The organism is Actinoallomurus acanthiterrae (assembly GCF_054775715.1).
This window is the reverse complement of record NZ_BAAHCO010000001.1, coordinates 10,921,956-10,943,631: the sequence shown is the minus strand read 5'-3', so window position 1 is coordinate 10,943,631 and position 21,676 is coordinate 10,921,956. Positions and strand designations below refer to the sequence as shown.

The window sequence follows — 21,676 nt, the reverse complement described above, 5'->3', positions numbered from 1 at the left end:
CGCTAACGCCGGCGGCGGCTCCGGGGTGCGGCGACGAGCTCGTCCACCAGACGGCCGAAGCGCGCGACGGCGGGCGCGGTCTCGTCGGCCGCGTCGGACACGGCGTACGTCCCGGGCTCGGCGAGAGCGCGGTCCAGGTGGGCGTGCAGATCCTCGGCGGTCTCGGCGAGGGCGACCTTGCCGAACGCGGCGACGTGCCGGGAGAACCGCACCTGGTGGTCGTCGACGACCTCGTCCAGCCGCGCGATCCGCGGCACCACGATCGGCAGGTTGCCCGCCTGCCGGCTCTCCGTGATCGAGCCGGGGCCGCCCTGGCAGACGACGACGGACGCCTCCCGGAACAGCGCCTGCATGTCGGCGTGCGGCAGGAACTCGTGGCACTCCGCGCCCACCGGGGGATCGGCTGGGCCGTGCTGCACGACGCACCGGGCGTGACCGTTGGCGGCGAGCCACTGCTCCATCCAGACCATCAACCGGTCGAACCGGTGATGGTCGGTGCCGACCGTCACGAACACCAGCGGCTTGTCCGTCCCGTTCACAGCAGCTGCCCCACGACGGTCCCCTTCGGATAACGTGCCCGCTGCTCCTCCCACTGCAGGAGGAACAGGTCGGCGATCGGATAGCAGAGGCGGCCGGTGAGCGTGCCCGAGTCGATGCGGTCGTAAACCTCGAGATAGACGGTGCGCCTGCGCATGAGCCGGCCCAGGACGAAGAACGGCACGGCGACGCCCGCACCCGAGCTCACGATCACGTCGGGTTTGTAGCGCGGGAGCAGCCGGATCGCGAGCCACAGGTTCCGCAACAGGTTGGGGATGTTCCGGGTCGTCGGATGGTGGGCCCACGTCACCTGCTCGTCCGCGAGGAGGGAACTGGCGTCGGCCTTCTCGAACGTCACCCACATCCGCTCGTGCTCGGACCACCAGGGTCGGAGACGGTACAGCTGGGTCAGGTGCCCGCCGGTCGAGCACACCAGGAGGACTCTCACCGCTCCTCCAGGACCTCGAGCATCGCGGGGTAGAGAGCGGGGTTCCACCCGCCGCCCAGCCGCTTGAGGTGGTACGTCCGCATGAACATCTCCAGCAGATAGAGCCGTGCGAGCAGCCGGCGATGGTCGGGAGGGACCGGGAGGTCGGTCGGGGTCGGTTGGTCGGGGGGGACCGGGAGGTCGGTCGGGGTCGGTTGGTCGGGAGGGATCGTGGAGAGCTCGTCGGCGGCGGCCGCCCGTACGACGGCGACGGCCTCGGCCAGCGTCCGGCCGTGCAGCACCAGCGCCACCTGGAACCTCCAGTGCAGGAGGTCGAAGCCGACCGGGGCCTCCTCGGCGCTGTGCTCCCAGTCGAAGACGTAGAGGTCCCCGGCGTGGCGGCCCATGTTCCACGGCACCCAGTCGCCGTGCCAGCGGCCGACGAGCAGGGGAGTGCCGCCGTGCTCGCGTTCGAGCTCGTCGCAGTGGGCGCCGATCAGCGCCGCGAGCCGCGGCTCCTCGGCGTCCGCCGCCAGCACGGCCGCCTCCGCCCGCAGCGCCCGCCAGAATCCCGCGTCGGCCAGCTTCGCCGTACGGGCGGCGAAGGGACCCGGGAGGCCGGTCGGGGCCGGCCGGTCGAGAGAGCCCGGGAGGTCGGTCGGGGCCGGTTGGTCGGGAGAGGCCGGGAGGCCGGTCGGGATCGGTCGGTCGGGAAAGGCGTCCTCGTACGGCAGGGCGGGCGGCTGATCCTCGGCCCGGTAGCGGCGGATCCGGAGCGGCAGCGGCGCCGTGACGGTGAGGTCGTAGTCGCGCCAGCGACCGTGGTGCAGCAGCCGCGGCACCCGGACGCCGCCCGCCGCAGCTCCGGCCTCGTCGGTGACGGCGGCGATGGCGGCCGCCTCGCGCCGCGTCATCTCCCGGGTGGCGGGGTTCCAGCCGACCTTGGCGTACCCGACGGGCGCGCCGTCGGCGCCGAAGAGCTGAAGGGTCGGCTTGAGGTTGGGATCGAGCGGCCGGACGCCCACGCCCAGCGCGAGCCGTGGCACGCCGAGCACCTGCTGGAGGTGCGCGCTCAGGAGGTAGTCGCCCAACTCGGCGGCGGGCAGCTCCTCGGGCACGCACACGAGCAGCCGGTGCCGCAGCAGGAGCGGCCCGAGCCCCGTACGGAAGCTGGCGCCGAGGATGGTCCGCGGAACGCGGAGGCGGGCCCAGCGCAGCCCGTTGTAGTGGGTGAGGCTCCCGGCCGCGACCGCGCGGCCATCAAGCGGCACGAGGAACCGCGGCCGCTCCGGAGAGGGGACCACGGCGTACCGCTCGACCACGCGGTGGCCTGCCGGGACGTCACCCGACGTGACACGGACCGGCCACCCGGAGGACTCCGGCTCGGGCAGCCACAGCCGTTCGACAAGTGCGCGGAGCACAGCGCCCCCTGATGCGCTTGATCAACCAGGAAGTGCCCGGTGTCCTGCTTCAACTTTCCCGGCACTTTACCGTAATCGTAGTTTCATCAGCGGCCTCATCACCGCAATTCCGGAACGGCAGTACCCTCGGTCACGGAACGGCAGCGGAATTCACAGTGAAGGGCGCGGGATGGGCATGGGCGGCGGACCGCTGGTCGTGATCGTGCTGTCCCATCGGCACCCGGCGCAGGTCACCCGGCTGGTCGACCGGATCCGCACCGGCACCGACACGGTCGCGGTCGTCCACCATGACCCGAGCGGCGAGCCGCTGACGCTCCGTCCCTCCTCCGACGTCGCCCTCATCCCCGACGCCCGGCCCTGCCGATGGGGGCGGCTCTCCCTCGTCGAGGCGCAGTGGCGCTCGCTGCGCTGGGTGGCGGACAACATCCCGGAGTTCTCCTGGGCGCTGCTCGTCTCCGGTCAGGACCATCCGATCCGGTCCATGACCGCGATCGAGAAGGAGCTCGCCGCCTCGCCGTACGACGCGTACCTGCGGCACTTCGCCGTGACGTCCGATCCGGCGGAGGACACCGACCCCTGGCAGGCGGTGACCCGGAGACGCTACCTGCGCAAGCGACGCCTGCCCCGCACCCACCGGTCGGCGCCGCTGCCGTTCGCGCGGCGTCATCCCTATCGGGACGGCGTCGGGCTGTACGTCGGCGACATGTGGTTCAACCTGTCCGCGGCGGCCGTGCACGGCATGCTCGCCGACCCCCTGGCCGACCGCCTGCTGCGCTACCTGCGGTACGCGCCGATCCCCGACGAGACGTTCATCTGCTCCATGGCGCTCAACGCGAGGCCGGCGCTGTCCGTCGCCGACGACAGCAAGCGGTTCATCCGCTGGGGTCCGGACGCCAGTCATCCCGACCTGATCACCGCGGACCACCTCGACGAGATCCGGGCCAGCGACGCCTTCTTCGCCCGCAAGGTGGACGTCTCCGCGCATCCGGAGATCCCCGACCTGCTCGACCAGATCGCCGCCGAGCGCACGTCGTCCTGACGCCGTCCGGCCCCGTCTCGGCGGCTCGGCGTCTCAGTGCCAGATGTTGACGGCCCGCTGGCGGATCCGGCAGTGCCACCGCGGAGACGCTCCACGCCCCAGGGCATCCGTCGCGTCTCTACCCGGTGGCCGTCGGCGGACGACGGTGCACGGCGTTCCCGGTACGGATGATTAACCCCGGTTTGCCGGACTGGAAGAGTCCCGGGAAGAAGTTGGCCGGACATTCGAACGACCCCGCCGGTCCCCGCTCGTCGCCGGCGGCGACCGGGCGGTCGAGCCCCCGCCCATCAGCATCGGCGGCTGAATCATTACTCGTTCACTGGCGCCGGCTCACCGGCGAATCAGGCATCCGCTCGGCGTCGCGCCCCGATATCGCGGTCGCGGTAGAAGGGCTAGTTCTGGGGTGGTACGCCCGGGAACCAGCCCGCCATTCCCGCCCGGTAGGCGAACACCACGAGCTGGGCGCGATCCCGTGCTCCCAGCTTCGCCATCGCCCGGTTGACGTGGGTCTTGGCGGTCGCCGGGCTCATCGTCAGCCGCACCCCGATCTCCTGGTTGGTCAGTCCCTCGGCCACGAGCGACACGACCTGGCGTTCCCGGTCGGTGAGGGCGGTCCACAGGTCCGGGTCGAACGCCGGCCCTCCCGCCCGTCCCGCGAACGACGCGATCAATCGGCGGGTGACCTGGGGCGCGAGGAGCGCGTCACCGGCGAACACGGTGCGCACCGCCTGCCGCAGAGTCTCCGGTTCGATGTCCTTGAGGAGGAACCCGCTCGCGCCCGCGTGCAGCGCGCTGAAGACGTATCGGTCCAGGTCGAAGGTCGTCAGGACGATCACCTTCACGTCCGGCGCGCGCTCGTCGGCCAGGATCCTCCGGGTCGCCGCCAGCCCGTCGGTGCCGGGCATCCGCACGTCCATGAGGACCACGTCGGGGCGGTGGGCGTGGGTCAGTGCGACCGCCTCCTCCCCGTCGGCTGCCTCCGCGACCACCTCGATGTCGTCCGCTCGCTCCAGGAGGATGCGAAAGCCCGCCCGGACCAGCGTCTGGTCATCGGCCAGCAGCACCCGGATCGTCACGTCGTCTCCTCGTCCGGCGGCCAGGCGGACGCCTGAACGGTCATGTCGTCCCCGGCGGAACGGACCTGGGCGGTCACGTCGTCTCCTCGTCCGGTAGCCAGGCGCGTACCTGGAAGCCCCCTCTTCCGTCGGGCCACTGGAATGGGCCGGCGGTGAACCGGCCGCCCAGACCGGCCGCCCGCTCGGCCATGCCGCGCAGGCCGTGGCCCGGCTCGGCGTGCCATTCGTGGTCTCGCCCGGCACACCGCGTCGCGGGTTCGCCAGGCTCGGCGTGCCCGGTCGCGCGGTCTTCGTGGCCTGGCGGGACGAGTCCGGCCGTGCGGTCGCCGTGGTCTGGCCGGGTGCTTCCGGTCGCGCGGTCGTCGTGGCCGCCGTCGTCGCGCACTTCGAGGGCGAGGCCCCCGTCGTCGTACCGGACCAGGATCTCCACCAGGTCGGCGTCGGCGTGGCGCAGCGCGTTCGTGAGCGCCTCCTGCGCGATCCGGTAGGCCGTGAACTCCACCAGGCGCGACAGCGGGCGGCGCTCGCCCTCGACCCGCACCTCGACGCGGGGGCCGCCGGCGCCGACCGCCCGCGCCAGGTCCTCGAGCCGGTCGATTCCGGGGGCGGGGGGCTCCACGTCGTCCTCACCGGGCTGCCGCAGGACCCCGACGGTCGCCCGCAGCTCGGCCAGCGCCTCACCGCCGGCGCGCCGTACCGCCTCGATCGCCTCCCGCGCCTGGGCGGGCGCCTCGGTCAGCAGTTCCGCGGCCACGCTCGCCTGCACGTTGATGACGGCGATGGTGTGGGCGGACACGTCGTGGAGTTCGCGGGCGATGCGGATCCGCTCCTCGGCGAGGCGCTGGGCGGCGGCCTGGTCCCGGTGCGCGGCGAGGAGCGCCAGCCGCGCCTCGAACTCGGCCCGCCGGGCACGGCGGCTGCGCACGGCGTCGCCCAGCAGGAGCGCGGCGACGAACACCACCGTCGACCCGTCCAGCGCGGCGTCGAACAGGCCGACGCCGCTGTGCTTGGTCCGGGCGAGGGCGTCGGACACGATCGTCCAGCCCGCGAGGGAGAGGGCCGCCCAACGGCGAGGGGCGGCGGCGGCCGAATAGAGGGCGACCCACACCGGGACGGCCGGCGCTCCGCCCGGATAGTCCGCCACGTGGTAGATCAACCAGAGTAGGGAGACGACGCCGATCGTCAGGGCCGGCCGGCGGCCGCGCAGGAGCAGGGTCAGCGCCATCGCCAGCCCGATGCCGTACGCCGCCGTGTCCGGGGTGCGGCCGCCCGGGTCCGGCGTCGCCGTGCCGATGCGGTAGGCGGTCGCCGCCGCGACGACCGCGCACAGGGCCGGCTCCCTCGCCCACGGCGGGACCGCCGTGATCCGATGGCGTGCCCGCGTCAGGTCCACGCCCCCACCGTACGGACGATCACCCCGGGGCGCGGCGCACCGGAGCGCGCATGAAAGGGCCCCGATGGGCCCGTCCACGGTGCCGCCGTCGTCGCTGAGATGCGTCAGGGCGGCGCGGATGCGTCCGCGCCGCCCTGGTTCGAGTGTCGCCTCGCGAGGCGTCTCTGACCGGATCCGGTCACCCGGACCGCAACCGGCCCGAGGACAGGTCGGTGGCCGAGGACGGACGTGCCGGTTCGCGGTCCGCCCGGACCGCCCGGCCGGACGCCGCGCCGTCGCGCGGGAACGGCAGCGGCCGCAGGCCGTTCCAGGTGCGCAGCAGCGACCAGACCGCGATACCGCCGACGACCGCGGCGACCAGCGCCCACGCCATCGGGGTGGTGCCGACGTTGAACATCTTCAGCGCCGACGCCAGCAGGACGAACGCCAGCACCCATCGGATGATGCCGCCCGGTGCCCGGGACGACGCCAGGGACCCGAGGAAGACGCCGGGGATCGAGCCGACCAGCAGCGCGAGGGTGACCGCCAGCTTGAAATCGCCGAACAGGATGTGGCCGAGGGCCGCCGCCCAGACCAGGGGCACGGCCTGGAGGAGGTCGGTGCCGACGAGACGGTTCGCGCTGAGCTTGGGATAGAGGGCGAGCAGCGCCACGATGATCAGCGAGCCGGAGCCGACCGAGGTCATGCCGACCACGAGGCCACCCACTGCTCCGACCAGCATGGTCGGGATCGGGCGTACGGAAATCGACGAGGGGGCCGCCTCGGAGGCCTCCTCGGGCGCCGCGCGACGCGCCGCGCGCCGGGGGCCGCGGTCGGCCATCGTCAGGTAGCTGCGAATGGTCAGGCCGGCGGCGGCGATGAGCAGGGCCACCCCGAGCGCGATCTCGATGACGTTCTCGACGTTGTTGCCGCGGCCGAGGGCCCGGGCGAGGAGCACGCCGCAGAACGCGGTCGGCACGGAGCCCGCGCACAGCCAGGCGACGAGACGCAGGTTGATCGTGCCCTTGCGGAGGTGGACGAGGCTGCCTACCGGCTTCATCACGGCGGCGGCGACGAGGTCGCTGGAGACTGCGGTCAGGGGCGGCACGCCGAAGAAGACCGTGAGCATCGGCGTCATGAGGGCGCCGCCGCCCATGCCGGTCAGCCCGACGACGATCGCCACCAGGAACGATCCGAGCGCCATCTGGTAATCGAAGTGCATCCGTATGCCCTACCCGTTTAATCGGGAAAGTCGGACATTCAGAGTATGCGGTGACGGCAAGCGCGCGCCAGGCAAGGGCGAGGTGTGCGCTCGGTGACTAGTTTCTTACTCTGAGCGCACCCAGCCGCCGGCGACCAGCAGGTCGAGCACCCGCTCCACCGCCGCTTCCGGAGTCAGCTCCGTGGTGTCCAGAGTGAGCTCGGCGTCATCCGGCACTTCGTACGGATCGGAGATCCCGGTGAACTCCGGGATGAGACCGGCCCGCGCCTTCGCGTACAGGCCCTTGCGGTCGCGGCGCTCGCACTCCTCCAGGGGCGTCGCCACGTGCACGAGGACGAAGTCGCCCGTGGCGTTCACCATGCGGCGCACCTCCGCCCGCGTCGCGGCGTACGGGGCGATCGGCGCGCAGATCGCGACCCCGCCGTGCCGGGTGATCTCGGCGGCGACGTACCCGATGCGGCGGATGTTGAGGTCGCGGTCGTCCTTGGAGAACGTCAGCCCGGCCGACAGCAGCCGGCGCACGACGTCGCCGTCGAGGAGGGTGACCGTGCGGCCGCCCCGCTCGACGAGGGCGTCCGCCAGCCCGCGCGCGATCGTCGACTTGCCCGAGCCGGACAGCCCGGTGAAGAACACGGTGATGCCCCGCCCGTGCCGCGGCGGGTGCGCGCGGCGCAGCTCCTCCGCCACCGCCGGCGGCGTGAACCACTCGGGGATCTTCTCGCCGCGATCCAGCAGCGCGGCCAGCTCCGCCTCGGTCGGCTCGGACCGGGCGTGGTCGGCCTCGATCTTGGACAGCGGCCGCCACACCTCGACGCTCTCGTCGTACGCCCACGGCTCCGGCGTGACGAGCTCGATCGGCAGGTCCCCGGTCGCCACCACGAGCGCGGCGCCACCGGCGGGGGCGGCCTCCTCGGAGTCGGCCGTGAAGAAGTGCGTGGCGCCGTACGCGGCGGCGACGTGAGCGGCGAGGGCCAGATCACGGCCCGGCCGCTCGATCAACGGCACCGGGACGACGAGCGAGTCGGCCGGCAGCTCCCGGCGTACGGCCAGCACGGCACGGACGAGGGCGTCGTCGTGCCCCTCGCCGATCAACGGGAGCAGCAGCAGCCGCGCGTCGAGCTTCTCGGCGAGCTGCCGCAACTGGCCCAGGTGCCGCCGGTGCAGCGGCGTGCGGGCCGCGATCGCCAGCGTCGTCGCTCCCGCCAGCTCGGCGCGCACCTCGTGCGGAGACCGGCGCAGCCGGCGGAACGGCCCGTGCTCCGAAGCGCCCAGCGCCTCGACCCGGCCGGCGGCCCGCCACGACGTCGTCGCCGACGTCCGGAGCGGATCACCCTCCGGGAACCCGGGCGGAGAGGCGGCGTCCTTCCATGTCTCCGTCACGTGGAGGACCGCCACCGGCACCCCCTCAGGGTCGGCCAGGACCAGCCGCTCCTCCTTGGCGAGGTCCTCCGGGATCGCGAGCGTGACCGGCGCCGGCCACGGCGTGCCGTCGGCCAGCCGCCCGGCGGCGGCCACGGTCGCCGCGTCCACCGCCCCGAGGAAACCGGTCAGCGGATGGAACGCGCCGTTCAGCAGCAGTTCGAGGTCGGCCAGCTCGGCCGGGCCGGGCGTGAGGCTCGGCATGTCGCGTAGGTCGCCGGCTTCCGTCGTCAACGCAGGCTCCGATCGTCTCTCGACCGATGACCATTGAACTCTACGCTCTGCCCGCGTCACCTCAGATGATGCGGGCGTAGCGATTCTCCGGCTTGCGGATCACCATCGTCGCCTGGCTGTACGCCGAAGTCACGCGATTCCGGGACAAGGCGGCCAGGGCCCGGCACAGCATGGTCGCGACCAGCCCCGACCTGGTCACCGTCTCGGCGGACGTGTGCTCTTCGGTGATGATCAGGCCTCGCATGAGGCAGTACGCCCGCATCCCGGACAGCGACGCGACCCGTTCGTACACCGCCTGCGGCGGGGTCTCGCGCTGCCAGAGCACGGACCGCAGCCACCGCGGCGCGACCCGGTCCAGCCGCCCGAACGCGGTGTCGCGGTCGTGGAACCGCACGAGCAGCAGCCCGCCCGGCTTCAGCGCCGCGACGATCCGGTCGAGGACCAGCTCGGCGTGCGGGATCCGCTCGATCAGGTACGAGGCGTGCACGACGTCGTACACGCGCGGCGGCATGGGCACCGTCCGCAGATCGCCCAGATGCCAGGCGTCGAGGTCACGGCGGACCCGCACCCGTGCGCGGACGCCCGGCAGGTCGACGTCGACGCCGGTGACGTGGCACTCGACGGCGCCCAGCTCGGGCGGGGCCTTCCGTCCGCACCCGGCGTCGAGGACGTGCAGGCGCTCGAAGGGCCTCTCCTCGGCGTACTCGCGAACGCGTTCGTGGAAGAGGTCACCGTCGAAGGTCGGCGGCGTGCGCAGCTCGGTCACGCCCCGGAGCGTAGCTCTCCGCTCGCTCTCCGTGCCCACATTCGGCATTGTGCGTGTCGTGTCCGATGGCGCGCGATGGCACTCGCTCCGCGAGCGCGGTTCGCGGCGCCCCACGCGCCGTCCTCCCTCGTCTGGTCGCTGCGCTCCCGGCGCTCCTCAGTCCAGACGACGCGCGCCGCTCACACCCGCTCGGACGGGGCGCGGGCGGCGTGTGGTACGCGTGGCGCGTAGGCTGGGGACCCCGGGGTGAGATCACTCTCCGGGCCTTCACGCTGCCTCACCCTTGATGAGCCCATGACGCTTTCCGGACTGCTCGACGTCGCCGCCGCCGATCCCGCACTCGCCCGTGCCCTGGGGAGCGCCGACGCCCACTTGGACCTCGTCGCGCCGCCCGCGCTGCGCCCGGTCCTGGGCGCCGCGCTCGCCCGGGAGCGTGGACGCACCGTCCTGATGGTCACCGCGACCGGCCGGGAGGCCGAGGATCTCACCGCGGCCCTGACGAGCCTGCTCGACCCCGTCGCCGTCGCGCAGTTCCCGGCCTGGGAGACGCTGCCGCACGAGCGCCTGTCGCCGCGTTCGGACACGGTCGGCCAGCGGCTCGCCGTGCTGCGGCGGCTCGCCCACGGCGACCCGGAGGACCCGGCGGCCGGTCCGCTGCAGGTCGTCGTCGCGCCCGTCCGGGCGGTTCTGCAGCCCCTCGTGTCCGGGCTCGGCGACCTGGAGCCGGTGCGCCTGCGGGCCGGTGACGACGTCGAGCTGGACGACGCCGTGCGCCGTCTCGTCGACGGCGGGTACCACCGCGTCGACCTGGTGGAGAAGCGCGGCGAGATCGCCGTCCGCGGCGGCATCCTCGACGTGTTCCCGCCCACCGAGGAGCATCCGCTGCGGGTGGAGTTCTGGGGCGACCAGGTCGAGGAGATCCGCTACTTCAAGGCGGCCGACCAGCGTTCGCTGGAGGTCGCGCAGGACGGGCTGTGGGCGCCGCCGTGCCGGGAGCTGCCGCTCACCGCGTCCGTCCGCGAGCGCGCCCGTGACCTCGGCCGCCTGCACCCGGCGCTCGCCGAGATCCTCGAGCAGATCGCTGACGGCGCGGCCGTCGAGGGCATGGAGGCGTTCGCGCCGGTCCTCGCCGACCACATGGAGCTGCTCCTCGATGTGCTGCCAGCAGGTTCCTCCGTCGTCGTCTGCGACCCCGAGCGCATCCGCACCCGCGCCGCGGAGCTGGTCAGCACGAGCCAGGAGTTCCTGGAGGCCTCCTGGGTCAACGCGGCGGCGGGCGGGGAGGCGCCGATCGACCTGGGCGCGGCCGCGTACAAGACCCTCGACGAGGTCCGCGGCCACACGGCCGAGCTCGGCCTCGCCTGGTGGACGATCACCCCGTTCGCGAGCGCGGAGTCGGCGGGCACCGGCCCGACCCGGCGCGAGTACTCCGCGGCCACGGGCGAGCTCACCGAGATCGCCGCCGACGACACCGCGGACGAGGACGGCGGCGGTGCGCTGCGGATCGGGGCCCGCGCGGCGGAGTCCTACCGGGGCGACACCCAGCGGGTGATGGCCGACGTCAAGGGCTGGATTCACGAGGAGTGGCGGGTCGTCCTGGTCACCGAGGGCCACGGTCCGGCCGAGCGGCTGGCCGAGGTCGTCCGCGAGGAGGGCCTCGGCGCGAAGATCGTCGATCTGGACGGGGCGCCGGATCCCGCGATCGTCAACGTCTCCTGCGGCCTTCTCGAGCACGGCTTCGTCTGGGACGACGTGAAGCTCGCCGTGCTCACCGAGACCGACCTGTCCGGGCAGAAGTCCTCGACCAAGGACATGCGGCGGATGCCGTCGCGGCGGCGCGGCGGCGTCGACCCGCTGCAGCTCACCCCCGGCGACTACATCGTGCACGAGCAGCACGGCGTCGGCCGGTACGTCGAGATGGCCAGCCGGACCGTGCAGGGCGCCACCCGCGAGTACCTCATCATCGAGTACGCCAAGGGCGACCGCCTGTTCGTGCCCACCGACCAGCTCGACGAGGTCACCCGCTACGTCGGCGGCGAGGCGCCCAGCCTGCACCGGCTCGGCGGCGCCGAATGGCAGAAGCAGAAGGGCCGGGCGCGCAAGGCCGTCCGCCAGATCGCCGGCGAGCTGATCCGGCTCTACTCCGCGCGGCAGGCGTCGCCGGGGCATCCGTTCCAGGTGGACACCCCGTGGCAGCGCGAGCTGGAGGACGCCTTCCCGTACATCGAGACGCCCGACCAGCTGGCCGCCATCGACGAGGTCAAGGGCGACATGGAGAAGCCGGTCCCGATGGACCGCCTCATCTGCGGCGACGTCGGCTACGGCAAGACCGAGATCGCCGTGCGGGCGGCGTTCAAGGCGGCGCAGGACGGCAAGCAGGTCGCCGTGCTGGTCCCGACGACGCTGCTGGTCCAGCAGCACCTGTCGACGTTCACCGAGCGATTCGCCGCCTTCCCGGTCGTGATCAAGCCGGTCAGCCGGTTCCAGACCGACAAGGAGGTCGCCGAGACGCTGCGCGGCGTCGCCGACGGTGCCGTCGACCTCGTCATCGGCACCCACCGGCTGCTGTCGCCGGAGACCCGGTTCAAGGACCTCGGCCTGATCATCATCGACGAGGAGCAGCGGTTCGGCGTCGAGCACAAGGAGCGCATGAAGGAGATGCGCACCCAGGTCGACGTGCTGGCCATGTCGGCCACGCCGATCCCGCGCACCCTGGAGATGGGGCTCACCGGCATCCGGGAGATGTCGACGATCCTCACGCCGCCGGAGGAGCGGCACCCCGTCCTGACGTTCGTCGGGCCGTACGACGACAAGCAGATCGCCGCGGCCATCCGGCGGGAGCTGCTCCGCGAGGGCCAGGTCTTCTTCGTGCACAACCGGGTGCGCTCGATCGACAAGGTCGCCAAGCACCTCGCCGAGCTGGTCCCGGAGGCCCGGGTCGGCGTCGCGCACGGCCAGATGAACGAGCACCAGCTCGAGAAGATCATGGTCGACTTCTGGGAGAAGGAGTACGACGTCCTCGTCGCCACCACGATCGTGGAGAGCGGCCTGGACATCCCGAACGCCAACACCCTGATCGTGGACCGTGCCGACATGTACGGCCTGTCGCAGCTGCACCAGCTGCGCGGGCGCGTCGGCCGGGGCCGCGAACGCGCGTACGCCTACTTCCTCTACCCGCCCGAGGTGCCGCTGACCGAGACCGCCCACGAGCGGCTCGCGACGATCGCCCAGCACACCGAGATGGGCGCGGGCATGTTCGTGGCAATGAAGGACCTGGAGATCCGCGGGGCCGGCAACGTCCTCGGCGCCGAGCAGTCCGGGCACATCGCCGGGGTCGGCTTCGACCTGTACGTCCGCATGGTCGGCGAGGCCGTGCGCGAGCTGCGCGAGGAGGGCGTCCCCGAGACGCCCGAGGTCAAGGTCGAGCTGCCGGTCGACGCGCACATCCCGCACGAGTACGTCCCCGGCGAGCGGCTGCGGCTCGAGGCGTACCGCCGGATCGCGGCGATCCAGAACGACGACGAGATCGCCGCCGTCCGCGACGAGCTGGCGGACCGTTTCGGAGCCCCGCCCGTGCCGGTGCTGAACCTCCTGGAGGTCGCGCGCTTCCGCGCCCTCGCCCGCCGGGGCGGCCTGACGGACGTCACCCTCCAGGGCAACCACATCCGGTTCTCGCCGGTCAGCCTGCCCGATTCGCGGACCGTACGGCTGCAGCGCCTGTACCCGAAGAGCATCCTGAAGACGGCGACCAATACGCTGCTGGTGCCGGTGCCCAAGACCGCTCCGCTGGGCGGGCGCCCGCTGCGCGATCAGGAGCTGCTGAAATGGTGTACCGACCTGGTGGAGGCGCTGTTCCTCGCGGATCCCGTGGCCAGATGACGAGCCGGGGCGAAGAGATCCCCGGTGCCGGACGTACCCGCGGCCTCCGGGCCGCGGACGACGAATGAGAAGGACGCTCTGTGTTCCGAAAGCCGTTCACCATCACTCTGAGCGCGGTGCTCGCCGGTGCCGCGCTGACCGCCTGCGGCCCCCTCAAGACCGGCGCGGCGGCCATCGTCGGCAACGACCGCATCACGGTCGCGAAGCTCAACAAGACGGTCGACGAGTGGTCCAAGGAACTGCCGAAGTACCCGGCCGCGCAGCAGATCGCCCAGCAGGCCCAGGCGCAGGGGCAGCAGGTGCCCTTCGACCCGTCGTCGCCGCAGCGCAGCGCCCTCTACCAGCTCGTCGACATGAGGGTCTGGGAGGAGGTCGCCCGTAGCGGCGGCGTGAGCGTCAGCGGCGGCCAGGTCGACGCGCTCATCGCGCGCAACGGCGGCATGGCGACGCTCGACGCCAACGTCGTCGCCCAGGGCCTCCCGATCACGTACAGCCGCGACTACGCCAAGTCGGTCCTGCTCCGCCAGGCGGTCATGCAGCGGTACGGCGTGACGACCGCGACCGACCAGCAGTCGCAGCAGCAGGCGCTGCAGCAGGTCGCCGGCAGCTACCAGCGGGCGGGGCGCCGCCTCAAGCTCGACGTGAACCCGCGCTACGGCTCCTTCGACTTCCAGCGCATGTCGCTCGGCCCGGTCTGCCCCACCCTGTCCAAGCCGGATTCCGGCACGCCCAGCGCGACCGGCGGGAACTCGTGCCAGGCCTGATCTTCCTCGCGGCCTCGCCGCGGGTCGCGCCGGGGCAGCTGACCTGGCCGGCCTGGGAGGCCCTGCGCTCGGCCGACCGGGTGCTCACCGGCACGGCCGAGCACCCGCAGCTGCCGTACGTCCGGCAGGCCGGCGTGGAGGTCGAGGTCACCGAGCCGGACGCCGCCGCCCTCGTCCGCGAGGCGTCGTCCGGGACGGTCGTGTGGCTGGCCGACCCCGAGGGCGACGAGACGCTGATGCGTTCGGTCGGCTCGATCCTCGTCGGGCTGGACGAGCCGCCGCAGGTCGAGGTCGTCCAGGGCGCGTACGACCTGCCCGGCGCGCGGTTCCTCGACCTCGTCGCCGTCATGGAGACGCTGCGGCGCGAGTGCCCCTGGGACCGCAAGCAGACGCACGCCTCCCTCGCGCCGTACCTGCTGGAGGAGGCGTACGAGGTCGTCGACACGATCGAGGGCGGTGACCTGGAGGCGCTGCGCGAGGAGCTCGGCGACGTCCTGATGCAGGTGGCGTTCCACGCGGAGGTGTCACCGGACTTCACCGTGGACGACGTGGCCGAGGGCATCGTCGAGAAGCTCGTCCGCCGGCATCCCCACGTGTTCGGCGACGTCACGGTCGCGGACGCCGATGAGGTCAACGCCAACTGGGACAAGATCAAGTCGGCCGAGCGGGGCGAGGGCGCGTCGATCTTCCAGGGCGTTCCGATGGCGCAGCCCGCGCTCTCGCTCGCCGCCCAGCTGCAGCGGCGTGCCGCCAAGGCGGGGATGCCGGAGGAGCTGTTCACCGACGACGAGGTCGGCGCGGACCTGTTCGCGCTCGTCCGGCGCCTCCGCGAGGAGGGCCGCGACCCCGAGGCCGAGCTGCGCGCCGCCGCCCGGCGCTTCCACGACCGCGTCCAGCGGCGAGAAGACGCCGAATAGCCTCCATACGGGCGGTCCGTAAGCTGTCGTGATTCGCCTTACAGGTTTCCGGTGACCGTGTGTATGGGGATGACCGCGAATTGTGGGGGAGGATTCACGGGGGCGATCGGCGCGGATCTCGGATCTGCTGATCGCCGGGGTCGTCACGGGCGTGCTGTCGGCCGTCATCGTGCTGCAGGTCGCGCTGCCCGCCGGTCTGGGCGTGAAGAAGGCCAGGCACACCTTTGAGACGCTGCCCCACGCGCTGATCTCCCCGGTGCTTCCGCAGCGGTCGGTCATCCTGGCCGCCGACGGGTCGAAGCTCGCGACGTTCTACTACGAGAACCGCGTCGAGGTGCCGCTCGACAAGGTCGCCCCGATCATGCGCCAGGCGATCATCGCCATCGAGGACAGCCGCTTCTACCACCACGGGGCGCTCGACGCGAAGGGTATCGTCCGGGCGCTGGTCGCCAACCTCAGCGCGGGCACCGTCATCCAGGGCGGTTCCACGCTCAGCCAGCAGTACGTCAAGAACGCCCTCGCCGAGACGGCGACCACCGCCACGGCCCGCCGGGAGGCGCTCGAGCCCACCGCGGTCCGCAAACTGCGCGAGCTGCGGCTCGCCGTCGCCCTGGAGAATCACCTCACCAAGGACCAGATCCTCGAGCGGTATCTCAACATCGCCTATTTCGGCGACGGCGCGTACGGCGTGGAGGAGGCCGCCCGGCACTACTTCCGGGTGCACGCCGCCGACCTGACCCTCGTCCAGGCGGCGACGCTCGCGGGGATCGTACGGGCGCCGCAGACGTACAACCCGAACCTGCACCCGATGCGCGGCCGGGAACGCCGCGACACCGTCCTCGATCGCATGGCGCAACTGAAGGTGATCACGCCGCAGCAGGTCACGGAGACGAAGGCCCTGCCGCTCGGGCTGCGGATCACCGGCACGCCGAACGGGTGCGTGGAGAGCTCGGCGCCGTTCTTCTGCGACTACGTCCAGCGGGAGATCCTGGCCAACCGGGCGTTCGGCAAGACGGCACAGGAACGCCGGTTCCTGTTGCAGCGGGGCGGTCTGCGGATCCATACGACGCTCGAACCCGGTATGCAGAAAGCCGCCCAACGTGCCCTGAACCACTACGTACCGCCCAACAACAAGTCGGGTAAGGCGGCCGCCGAGGTTCTCGTCCGGCCGGGGACGGGCGAGATCACCGCCATGGCCGTCGACCGGAAGATGGGCGACAGCACCAAGCGGGGCACCCTGTGGGTGAACCTCGCCGCCGACGCCGACCACGGATCCAGCCTGGGCATGCAGGCGGGGTCGACGTTCAAGGTGTTCACCCTGGCGGCGGCGCTGGACAAGGGCATGGCGTTCGGGGACGAGCTCGACGCGCCGAAGTCGTTCGTCCCCACGGGCTTCCGGAACTGCGCCGGGAACCGGGTCGGCGACCCCCGCGTCTCCCTCGGCAACGCGGCCGACGGGGAGGGCGGGAAGAAGTTCACGCTCGTGACCGGCACCTGGCATTCGGTGAACACCTTCTTCCTCACGCTGGAGCGCGAGGTCGGGCTGTGCGCGACGTACAAGATGGCCAATCGCCTGGGCATGCGCCGGGCCACCGGGGAGAAGCTGGAGCAGTACCCGTCGTTCACGCTCGGGTTCAACACCGTCTCGCCGCTGCGGCTCGCGGCCGCGTACGCGGCGTTCGCGGCGCGCGGCCGCTACTGCCGCCCGATCGCGATCACCCGGATCGACGGGCCGACCGGACCGCTGCCGGTGCCCCCCGCCAAATGTCACCAGGCCATCGACAAGGGCGTCGCCGACGCGGTCAGCCACGTGCTCCAGGGGGTGCTGACCAAGGGCACCGCCAAGGGCAACGACATCGGGCGGCCGGCGGCAGGCAAGACGGGGACGGTCGACAACTTCTCGGCCGCCTGGTTCGCCGGTTACACCCCTGACATGGCCAGCGCCGTGTGGGTCGGCGACCCGCGGGGCGGATACAAGCATCCGCTGCGCGACGTGTGCCTGGGGGAGGCCTGCTACGGGGAGGTGTTCGGCGCGGACGTGCCCGCGCCGATCTGGCGGGAGACGATGGAGGCCGCGCTGCGCGGAGTCCCGGAGCACGGCTTCCACGGCCCGCCCGGGGACTACTTCCGGAAGGGGAACGGCGAGGAGGACAAGGACAAGGACAAGGACAAAGACAAGAAGGACAAGGACGCGGCCGAGGATCAGGATGGGACGGAGCCGCGCGAACCGGACGGCCGTAGGTCGCGCCCCATCATCAAGGGCCTGCCGTTCTTCTGGCCGTGGCTCCCGGACTGAGCGTGATATGTGTGGCATTCGCCTCATATGGGGGCATTCAGTGGTGTTTTGTTAGGGCAGTGAGATCCGTCTGGGGCCGGTTCGTCGTACGCTGACCCCGTGCCATCTGGGGGTAGCCCGCAGCGAGACGCCATGGGAATCATCGGGCGTCTCGCGGGCGGCGGTGTCATCGCCGGGGTGCTGGTGGCGCTGATCGCCTTCTCCACCGTCGGGGTCGGCTGCATCGGCGCGCGTGACGGCGCGAACTGGTTCGAGGGCATCCCCGGCGATCTGCGCACCCCGCCGGTCGCGCAGCGCTCGGTGATCCTGGCCGCCGACGGGTCGAAACTCGCGACGTTCTACTACGAGAACCGCATGGACGTGCCCCTGACCAAGGTGGCGCCCGTCATGCGCAGGGCGATCCTCGCCATCGAGGACAGCCGCTTCTACGAACACGGCGGACTCGATTTCAAGGGCACGGTGCGCGCCCTCGCCAGCAACCTCGCGGCCGGGCAGGTGACGCAGGGCGGGTCGGGCATCACCCAGCAGTACATCAAGAACCTTCTCATCGAGACCGCCGACAACGACGCGGAACGCCAGCAGGCTCGGGCGGAGACGCCCGCCCGGAAACTCCGCGAGCTCCGCTACGCCGTGGCGATCGAGAAGCAGCTCACCAAGGACCAGATCCTCGAGCGATACCTCAACATCGCCTACTTCGGCGGCGGCGCGTACGGCATCGAGGCCGCCTCCCGGCACTACTTCGGCAAGCCCGCCACCGAGCTCTCCCTCCCCGACGCCGCGCTCCTCGCCGGCATCGTCCGCTACCCGTACGCCTACGACCCGACGGTCAACCCGAGCCTGGCCACCCAGCGGCGCAACACCGTGCTGGACCGCATGCGCGAGCTCGGCTGGCTGCCGGCCGCCACCGTGTCGGCCGCCCAGCGGGCGCCCCTGAACCTGCACGTCACGTCGACCCCGAACGGCTGCGTGGAGAGCTCCGCGCCGTTCTTCTGTGACTACGTCGAACGTGAGATCCTCGACGATCCGGCCTTCGGCGCCACCGCCAAGCAGCGGCAGCGACTGCTCCAGCAGGGCGGGCTGACCATCCGGACGACCCTGGACCCCCGGATGCAGCGGGCCGCGCAGCGCGCGGTCGACCACTACGTACCGCCGAAGAACTCCAGCCACAAGGCGGCCGCCGAGGCGCTCGTCGAGCCGGGCACCGGCCAGATCAAGGCCATGGCCGTCGACCGGAAACTTGGGCCCGGCGAGCAGCGGGGCAAGACCTGGGTCAACTTCGCCGCCGACTCCGACCACGGCACCAGCATCGGCATGCAGGCCGGATCCACCTTCAAGATCTTCACGCTGGCGGCCGCCCTGGACCAAGGCATGGCGTTCGGTCACCGCCTCATGGCCCCCGACCACTTCACCCCGACCGGGTTCCGCGACTGCGACGGACGATCGGTGAACTCCGACCAGTCGCTGGGCAACGCCGGCGACGGCGAGGGCGGCCGGACGTTCAGCCTCGTCACCGGCACCTGGCACTCGGTCAACACGTTCTTCCTGAAGCTGGAGAAGCAGGTCGGCCTCTGCGACACGGTCAAGATGGCCGAGAAGCTCGGCATGCGGCGCGCCGACGGTTCCGCGCTGCAGCAGTACCCCTCGTTCACGCTGGGCTTCAACACGGTCTCGCCGGTGCGCCTGGCGGCGGCGTACGCGGCGTTCGCGGCGCGCGGTGAGTACTGCAAGCCGATCGTCCTGTCGAAGATCACCGACACGGCCGGCCACGAGCTGAAGGTTCCGAGCGCCGGCTGCCACCAGGCGATCGACAAGGGCGTCGCCGACGCGGTCAACCACGTGCTGCAGGGCGTGCTCACCAAGGGCACGGCGGCCGGCATGGGCATCGGCCGTCCCGCCGCGGGCAAGACCGGCACCGTCGACGGGTTCTCGTCGGCCTGGTTCGCCGGGTACACGCCCGACCTGGCGAGCGCGGTCTGGGTCGGCGACCCGCGCGGCGGCTACCGGCATCCCCTGCGGGACGTCTGCCTGGGCGGGCGCTGCTACGGCGAGGTGTTCGGCGCGGACATCCCCGCGCCCATCTGGCGGCAGACGATGCTCGGCGCGCTGGAGGACGTGCCCGAGCACGACTTCCACAGCCCGCCGGGCGACTACTACAGCGAGGGCTCCGGTGAGGACCGCGTCCACGTCCCGGACGTGCTCGGCCTCAGCCCGTCGGACGCCGCCTCCCGGCTGACCGCGGCGGGCTTCGACGTGAGCTTCGGGCCGCGCGTCGACTCCGACACGTACCCCAAGGGCACCGTCGCGCGTACCTCGCCCGGTGCGGGCGCGTCGGTCGAGCCCGGCGAGACGGTCACCATCTACGTCAGCAAGGGCGCGAAGAAGGGGCCCAAGCCCCCCATCATCGTGCCGCCGCCGGGCGGGCCCAGCCTCCCGCCCGGCGAGCCGACGCCTCCCGGGCTGCCTCCGGTGGGCCGGATCTCCGACGGTCTGTGATCCGCCTCTGATCCGTGCGGTCGTTGAGCCGTGGTTCGCGGCGGCGGGTGTCCACCCGTCCGTACATATCGGGTATATGTCGCGAGTCACCGCAATATGCATATGCGGTGACTATTAGCGCTTAGCGGGTGGGAAGCGCTGAACCGCTCCCGGAACCTCAGATCTGTCCGCAATCCCTTCACTGCGTCGTGACGGCTTTCTACCGTGATCGCATCCTGACGGTATGCAACCACAAAGGAGACGACGTGGGCGCTCCCCCGCTGCAGCCCACCGTGCGAAGCCTCGTACCCGCGCGGATCGATAGGCTGCCCTGGTCACGCTTTCACACCCGGATGATCGCCGCCCTCGGGGTGGCCTGGGTGCTCGACGGGCTGGAAATCCAAATCGCCAGCATCGTCGGACCAGTCCTGCAACACGCTGGAACCCTGCACCTGACCTCGCAAGAGGTGGGGTTCTCGGCGACCATCTACCTGATCGGTGAGGTGGTCGGCGCGCTGGTGTTCGGCCGGCTCTCCGACAAGCTCGGACGGCGCAAGCTGTTCATCGCCACTCTCGGGCTCTACCTCGTCGCCAACGGACTGACCGCGTTCTCGTTCAACTACGCGAGCTTCCTGGCGTTGCGCTTCATCGCCGGAATGGGCATCGGCGGCGAGTATGCGGCGATCCACTCCGCGATCGACGAACTGATCCCGGCGCGCTTCCGCGGCCGGGTCGATCTGGCGGTCAGCGGCACTTACTGGTTCGGCGCGATCATCGCGTCGCTGAGCGAGTACATCCTTCTCAACAAGGACATCCTCCCCGACAACTGGGGTTGGCGGGTCGGCTTCTTCATCGGCCCGATCCTCGGCCTGGCGATCTGGGGGCTGCGGCGCACGCTCCCGGAGAGCCCCCGCTGGCAACTCGCCCACGGGCAGGCGGAAGAGGCGGAGAGGACCGTCGCGCAGATCGAACGCGAGGTCGAGGCCTCCGGCAAGACCCTCGAGCCGGTCGACCCCGACAAGTACATCGAGGTGCGCCCGCAGGAGTCGGTGTCGTTCCTCCAGGTCGCGCGGATCCTGTTCCGGCAGTACCCCTCGCGGTCGGTCCTCGGCGCCACGCTGATGATCAGCCAGTCGTTCCTCTACAACGCGATCTTCTTCACGTACGGCCTCGTGCTCAAGCACTTCTACGGGGTGTCCGACCACGACGTGGCGAAGTACTTCTTCGCCTTCGCGGCCGGGAATCTCCTGGGCCCGCTGCTGATCGGTCGGCTGTTCGACACGATCGGCCGCAAGCAGATGATCGCCGGGACGTACCTCGTGTCCGGCGCGCTCCTCGCGGTCAGCGGCTACCTGTTCAAGATCGGCTCCCTGACGGCGTTCACGCAGACGGCGCTGTGGACGGTGATCTTCTTCATCGCCTCGGCGGCGGCCAGCTCCGGCTACCTCACCGTGAGCGAGATCTTCCCGATGGAGCTGCGTTCCCAGGCGATCGCGCTGTTCTTCGCGATCGCCCAGGTCTTCGGGGCGCTCGGTCCGACGATCTTCGGTTCTCTGATCGGCGACCAGGACCACCCGGACCGGGGCAAGCTGTTCATCGCCTATCTCATCGCGGCGGGCGTCATGGGCATCGCCGGAGTCGTCGCCGCGATCTTCGGCGTGAAATGCGAGGGGGCGTCCCTGGAGGACATCGCCACTCCGCTCAGCTCGATCAAGAAGGCACCCGAGCGGCTCGCCGAGACCCTCGACGACATCGAGGCGGGGCCCGGCCCCGCGCCGGCGGTCTGACGCCGTACTGGCGGGCTGAGAATGCACGGTCCCGCGCCGGAGTCCTCC

15 protein-coding genes are annotated in these 21,676 nt (G+C 71.6%); 7 read left to right on the top strand and 8 right to left on the bottom strand.

The annotated features are described in order from the left end of the window. Positions 1 to 2: 2 nt before the first annotated feature. From ACYVF7_RS51570 to ACYVF7_RS51560, 3 genes are read right to left on the bottom strand one after another with little or no spacing between them, the layout of a single operon-like run. On the bottom strand, positions 3 to 539 hold the full coding sequence (locus ACYVF7_RS51570) for a glycosyltransferase (RefSeq protein WP_460354422.1): 537 nt from the start codon (positions 537 to 539) through the stop codon (positions 3 to 5). After that, positions 536 to 985 carry a PssD/Cps14F family polysaccharide biosynthesis glycosyltransferase gene (pssD, locus tag ACYVF7_RS51565; protein WP_460354419.1) on the bottom strand — a complete coding sequence of 150 codons (450 nt, stop codon included), beginning with the start codon at positions 983 to 985 and terminating at the stop codon, positions 536 to 538. The genes ACYVF7_RS51570 and pssD overlap by 4 nt, the downstream gene beginning before the upstream one ends. Further along, positions 982 to 2,385 carry a hypothetical protein gene (locus tag ACYVF7_RS51560; RefSeq protein ID WP_460354417.1) on the bottom strand — a complete coding sequence of 468 codons (1,404 nt, stop codon included), beginning with the start codon at positions 2,383 to 2,385 and terminating at the stop codon, positions 982 to 984. Before ACYVF7_RS51560 ends, pssD begins: the two co-directional genes overlap by 4 nt. Before the next feature lie 175 nt (positions 2,386 to 2,560). On the opposite strand from ACYVF7_RS51560, the gene ACYVF7_RS51555 reads away from it, so the two are divergent. Beyond that, positions 2,561 to 3,424, top strand: coding sequence for a beta-1,6-N-acetylglucosaminyltransferase (locus ACYVF7_RS51555; protein WP_460354415.1), 864 nt, complete (start codon positions 2,561 to 2,563; stop codon positions 3,422 to 3,424). A gap of 392 nt (positions 3,425 to 3,816) precedes the next feature. On the opposite strand, the gene ACYVF7_RS51550 is transcribed toward ACYVF7_RS51555, so the two are convergent. The 5 genes from ACYVF7_RS51550 to ACYVF7_RS51530 form a co-directional block, all read right to left on the bottom strand. Next, positions 3,817 to 4,500 (bottom strand): response regulator transcription factor, encoded by a 684-nt coding sequence (locus tag ACYVF7_RS51550; RefSeq protein WP_460354412.1) that lies wholly within the window; start codon positions 4,498 to 4,500, stop codon positions 3,817 to 3,819. A gap of 73 nt (positions 4,501 to 4,573) precedes the next feature. Continuing rightward, on the bottom strand, positions 4,574 to 5,893 hold the full coding sequence (locus tag ACYVF7_RS51545) for a sensor histidine kinase (protein ID WP_460354409.1): 1,320 nt from the start codon (positions 5,891 to 5,893) through the stop codon (positions 4,574 to 4,576). Between the two features lie 178 nt (positions 5,894 to 6,071). Next, complete coding sequence (locus ACYVF7_RS51540) at positions 6,072 to 7,094, bottom strand: sulfite exporter TauE/SafE family protein (protein ID WP_460354406.1); 1,023 nt, start codon at positions 7,092 to 7,094, stop codon at positions 6,072 to 6,074. A 105-nt stretch (positions 7,095 to 7,199) separates the two neighbouring features. Then, complete coding sequence (cysC, locus tag ACYVF7_RS51535) at positions 7,200 to 8,747, bottom strand: adenylyl-sulfate kinase (protein ID WP_460354402.1); 1,548 nt, start codon at positions 8,745 to 8,747, stop codon at positions 7,200 to 7,202. A 61-nt stretch (positions 8,748 to 8,808) separates the two neighbouring features. Then, a complete protein-coding gene (locus ACYVF7_RS51530; protein WP_460354400.1) occupies positions 8,809 to 9,513 on the bottom strand; it encodes a class I SAM-dependent methyltransferase in 705 nt (234 codons plus the stop codon). A gap of 294 nt (positions 9,514 to 9,807) precedes the next feature. On the opposite strand from ACYVF7_RS51530, the gene mfd reads away from it, so the two are divergent. The 6 genes from mfd to ACYVF7_RS51500 all read left to right on the top strand — a co-directional run bounded on the left by mfd (position 9,808) and on the right by ACYVF7_RS51500 (position 21,628). Beyond that, a complete protein-coding gene (gene mfd, locus ACYVF7_RS51525) occupies positions 9,808 to 13,392 on the top strand; it encodes a transcription-repair coupling factor (protein WP_460354398.1) in 3,585 nt (1,194 codons plus the stop codon). An 80-nt stretch (positions 13,393 to 13,472) separates the two neighbouring features. Further along, positions 13,473 to 14,156 carry a hypothetical protein gene (locus tag ACYVF7_RS51520; RefSeq protein WP_460354395.1) on the top strand — a complete coding sequence of 228 codons (684 nt, stop codon included), beginning with the start codon at positions 13,473 to 13,475 and terminating at the stop codon, positions 14,154 to 14,156. Continuing rightward, entirely contained in the window at positions 14,144 to 15,073 is a 930-nt protein-coding gene (locus ACYVF7_RS51515) for a nucleoside triphosphate pyrophosphohydrolase (RefSeq protein ID WP_460354392.1), read from the top strand. Before ACYVF7_RS51520 ends, ACYVF7_RS51515 begins: the two co-directional genes overlap by 13 nt. A gap of 82 nt (positions 15,074 to 15,155) precedes the next feature. Beyond that, complete coding sequence (locus tag ACYVF7_RS51510) at positions 15,156 to 17,369, top strand: transglycosylase domain-containing protein (protein ID WP_460354389.1); 2,214 nt, start codon at positions 15,156 to 15,158, stop codon at positions 17,367 to 17,369. Positions 17,370 to 17,501: 132 nt separating this feature from the next. Then, positions 17,502 to 19,862, top strand: coding sequence for a penicillin-binding protein (locus ACYVF7_RS51505; protein ID WP_460354388.1), 2,361 nt, complete (start codon positions 17,502 to 17,504; stop codon positions 19,860 to 19,862). 245 nt (positions 19,863 to 20,107) lie between these two features. Next, the gene (locus tag ACYVF7_RS51500) at positions 20,108 to 21,628 is read left to right on the top strand and encodes an MFS transporter (protein WP_460354386.1); all 1,521 of its coding nucleotides are present in this window, start codon (positions 20,108 to 20,110) and stop codon (positions 21,626 to 21,628) included. Positions 21,629 to 21,676: the final 48 nt, after the last annotated feature.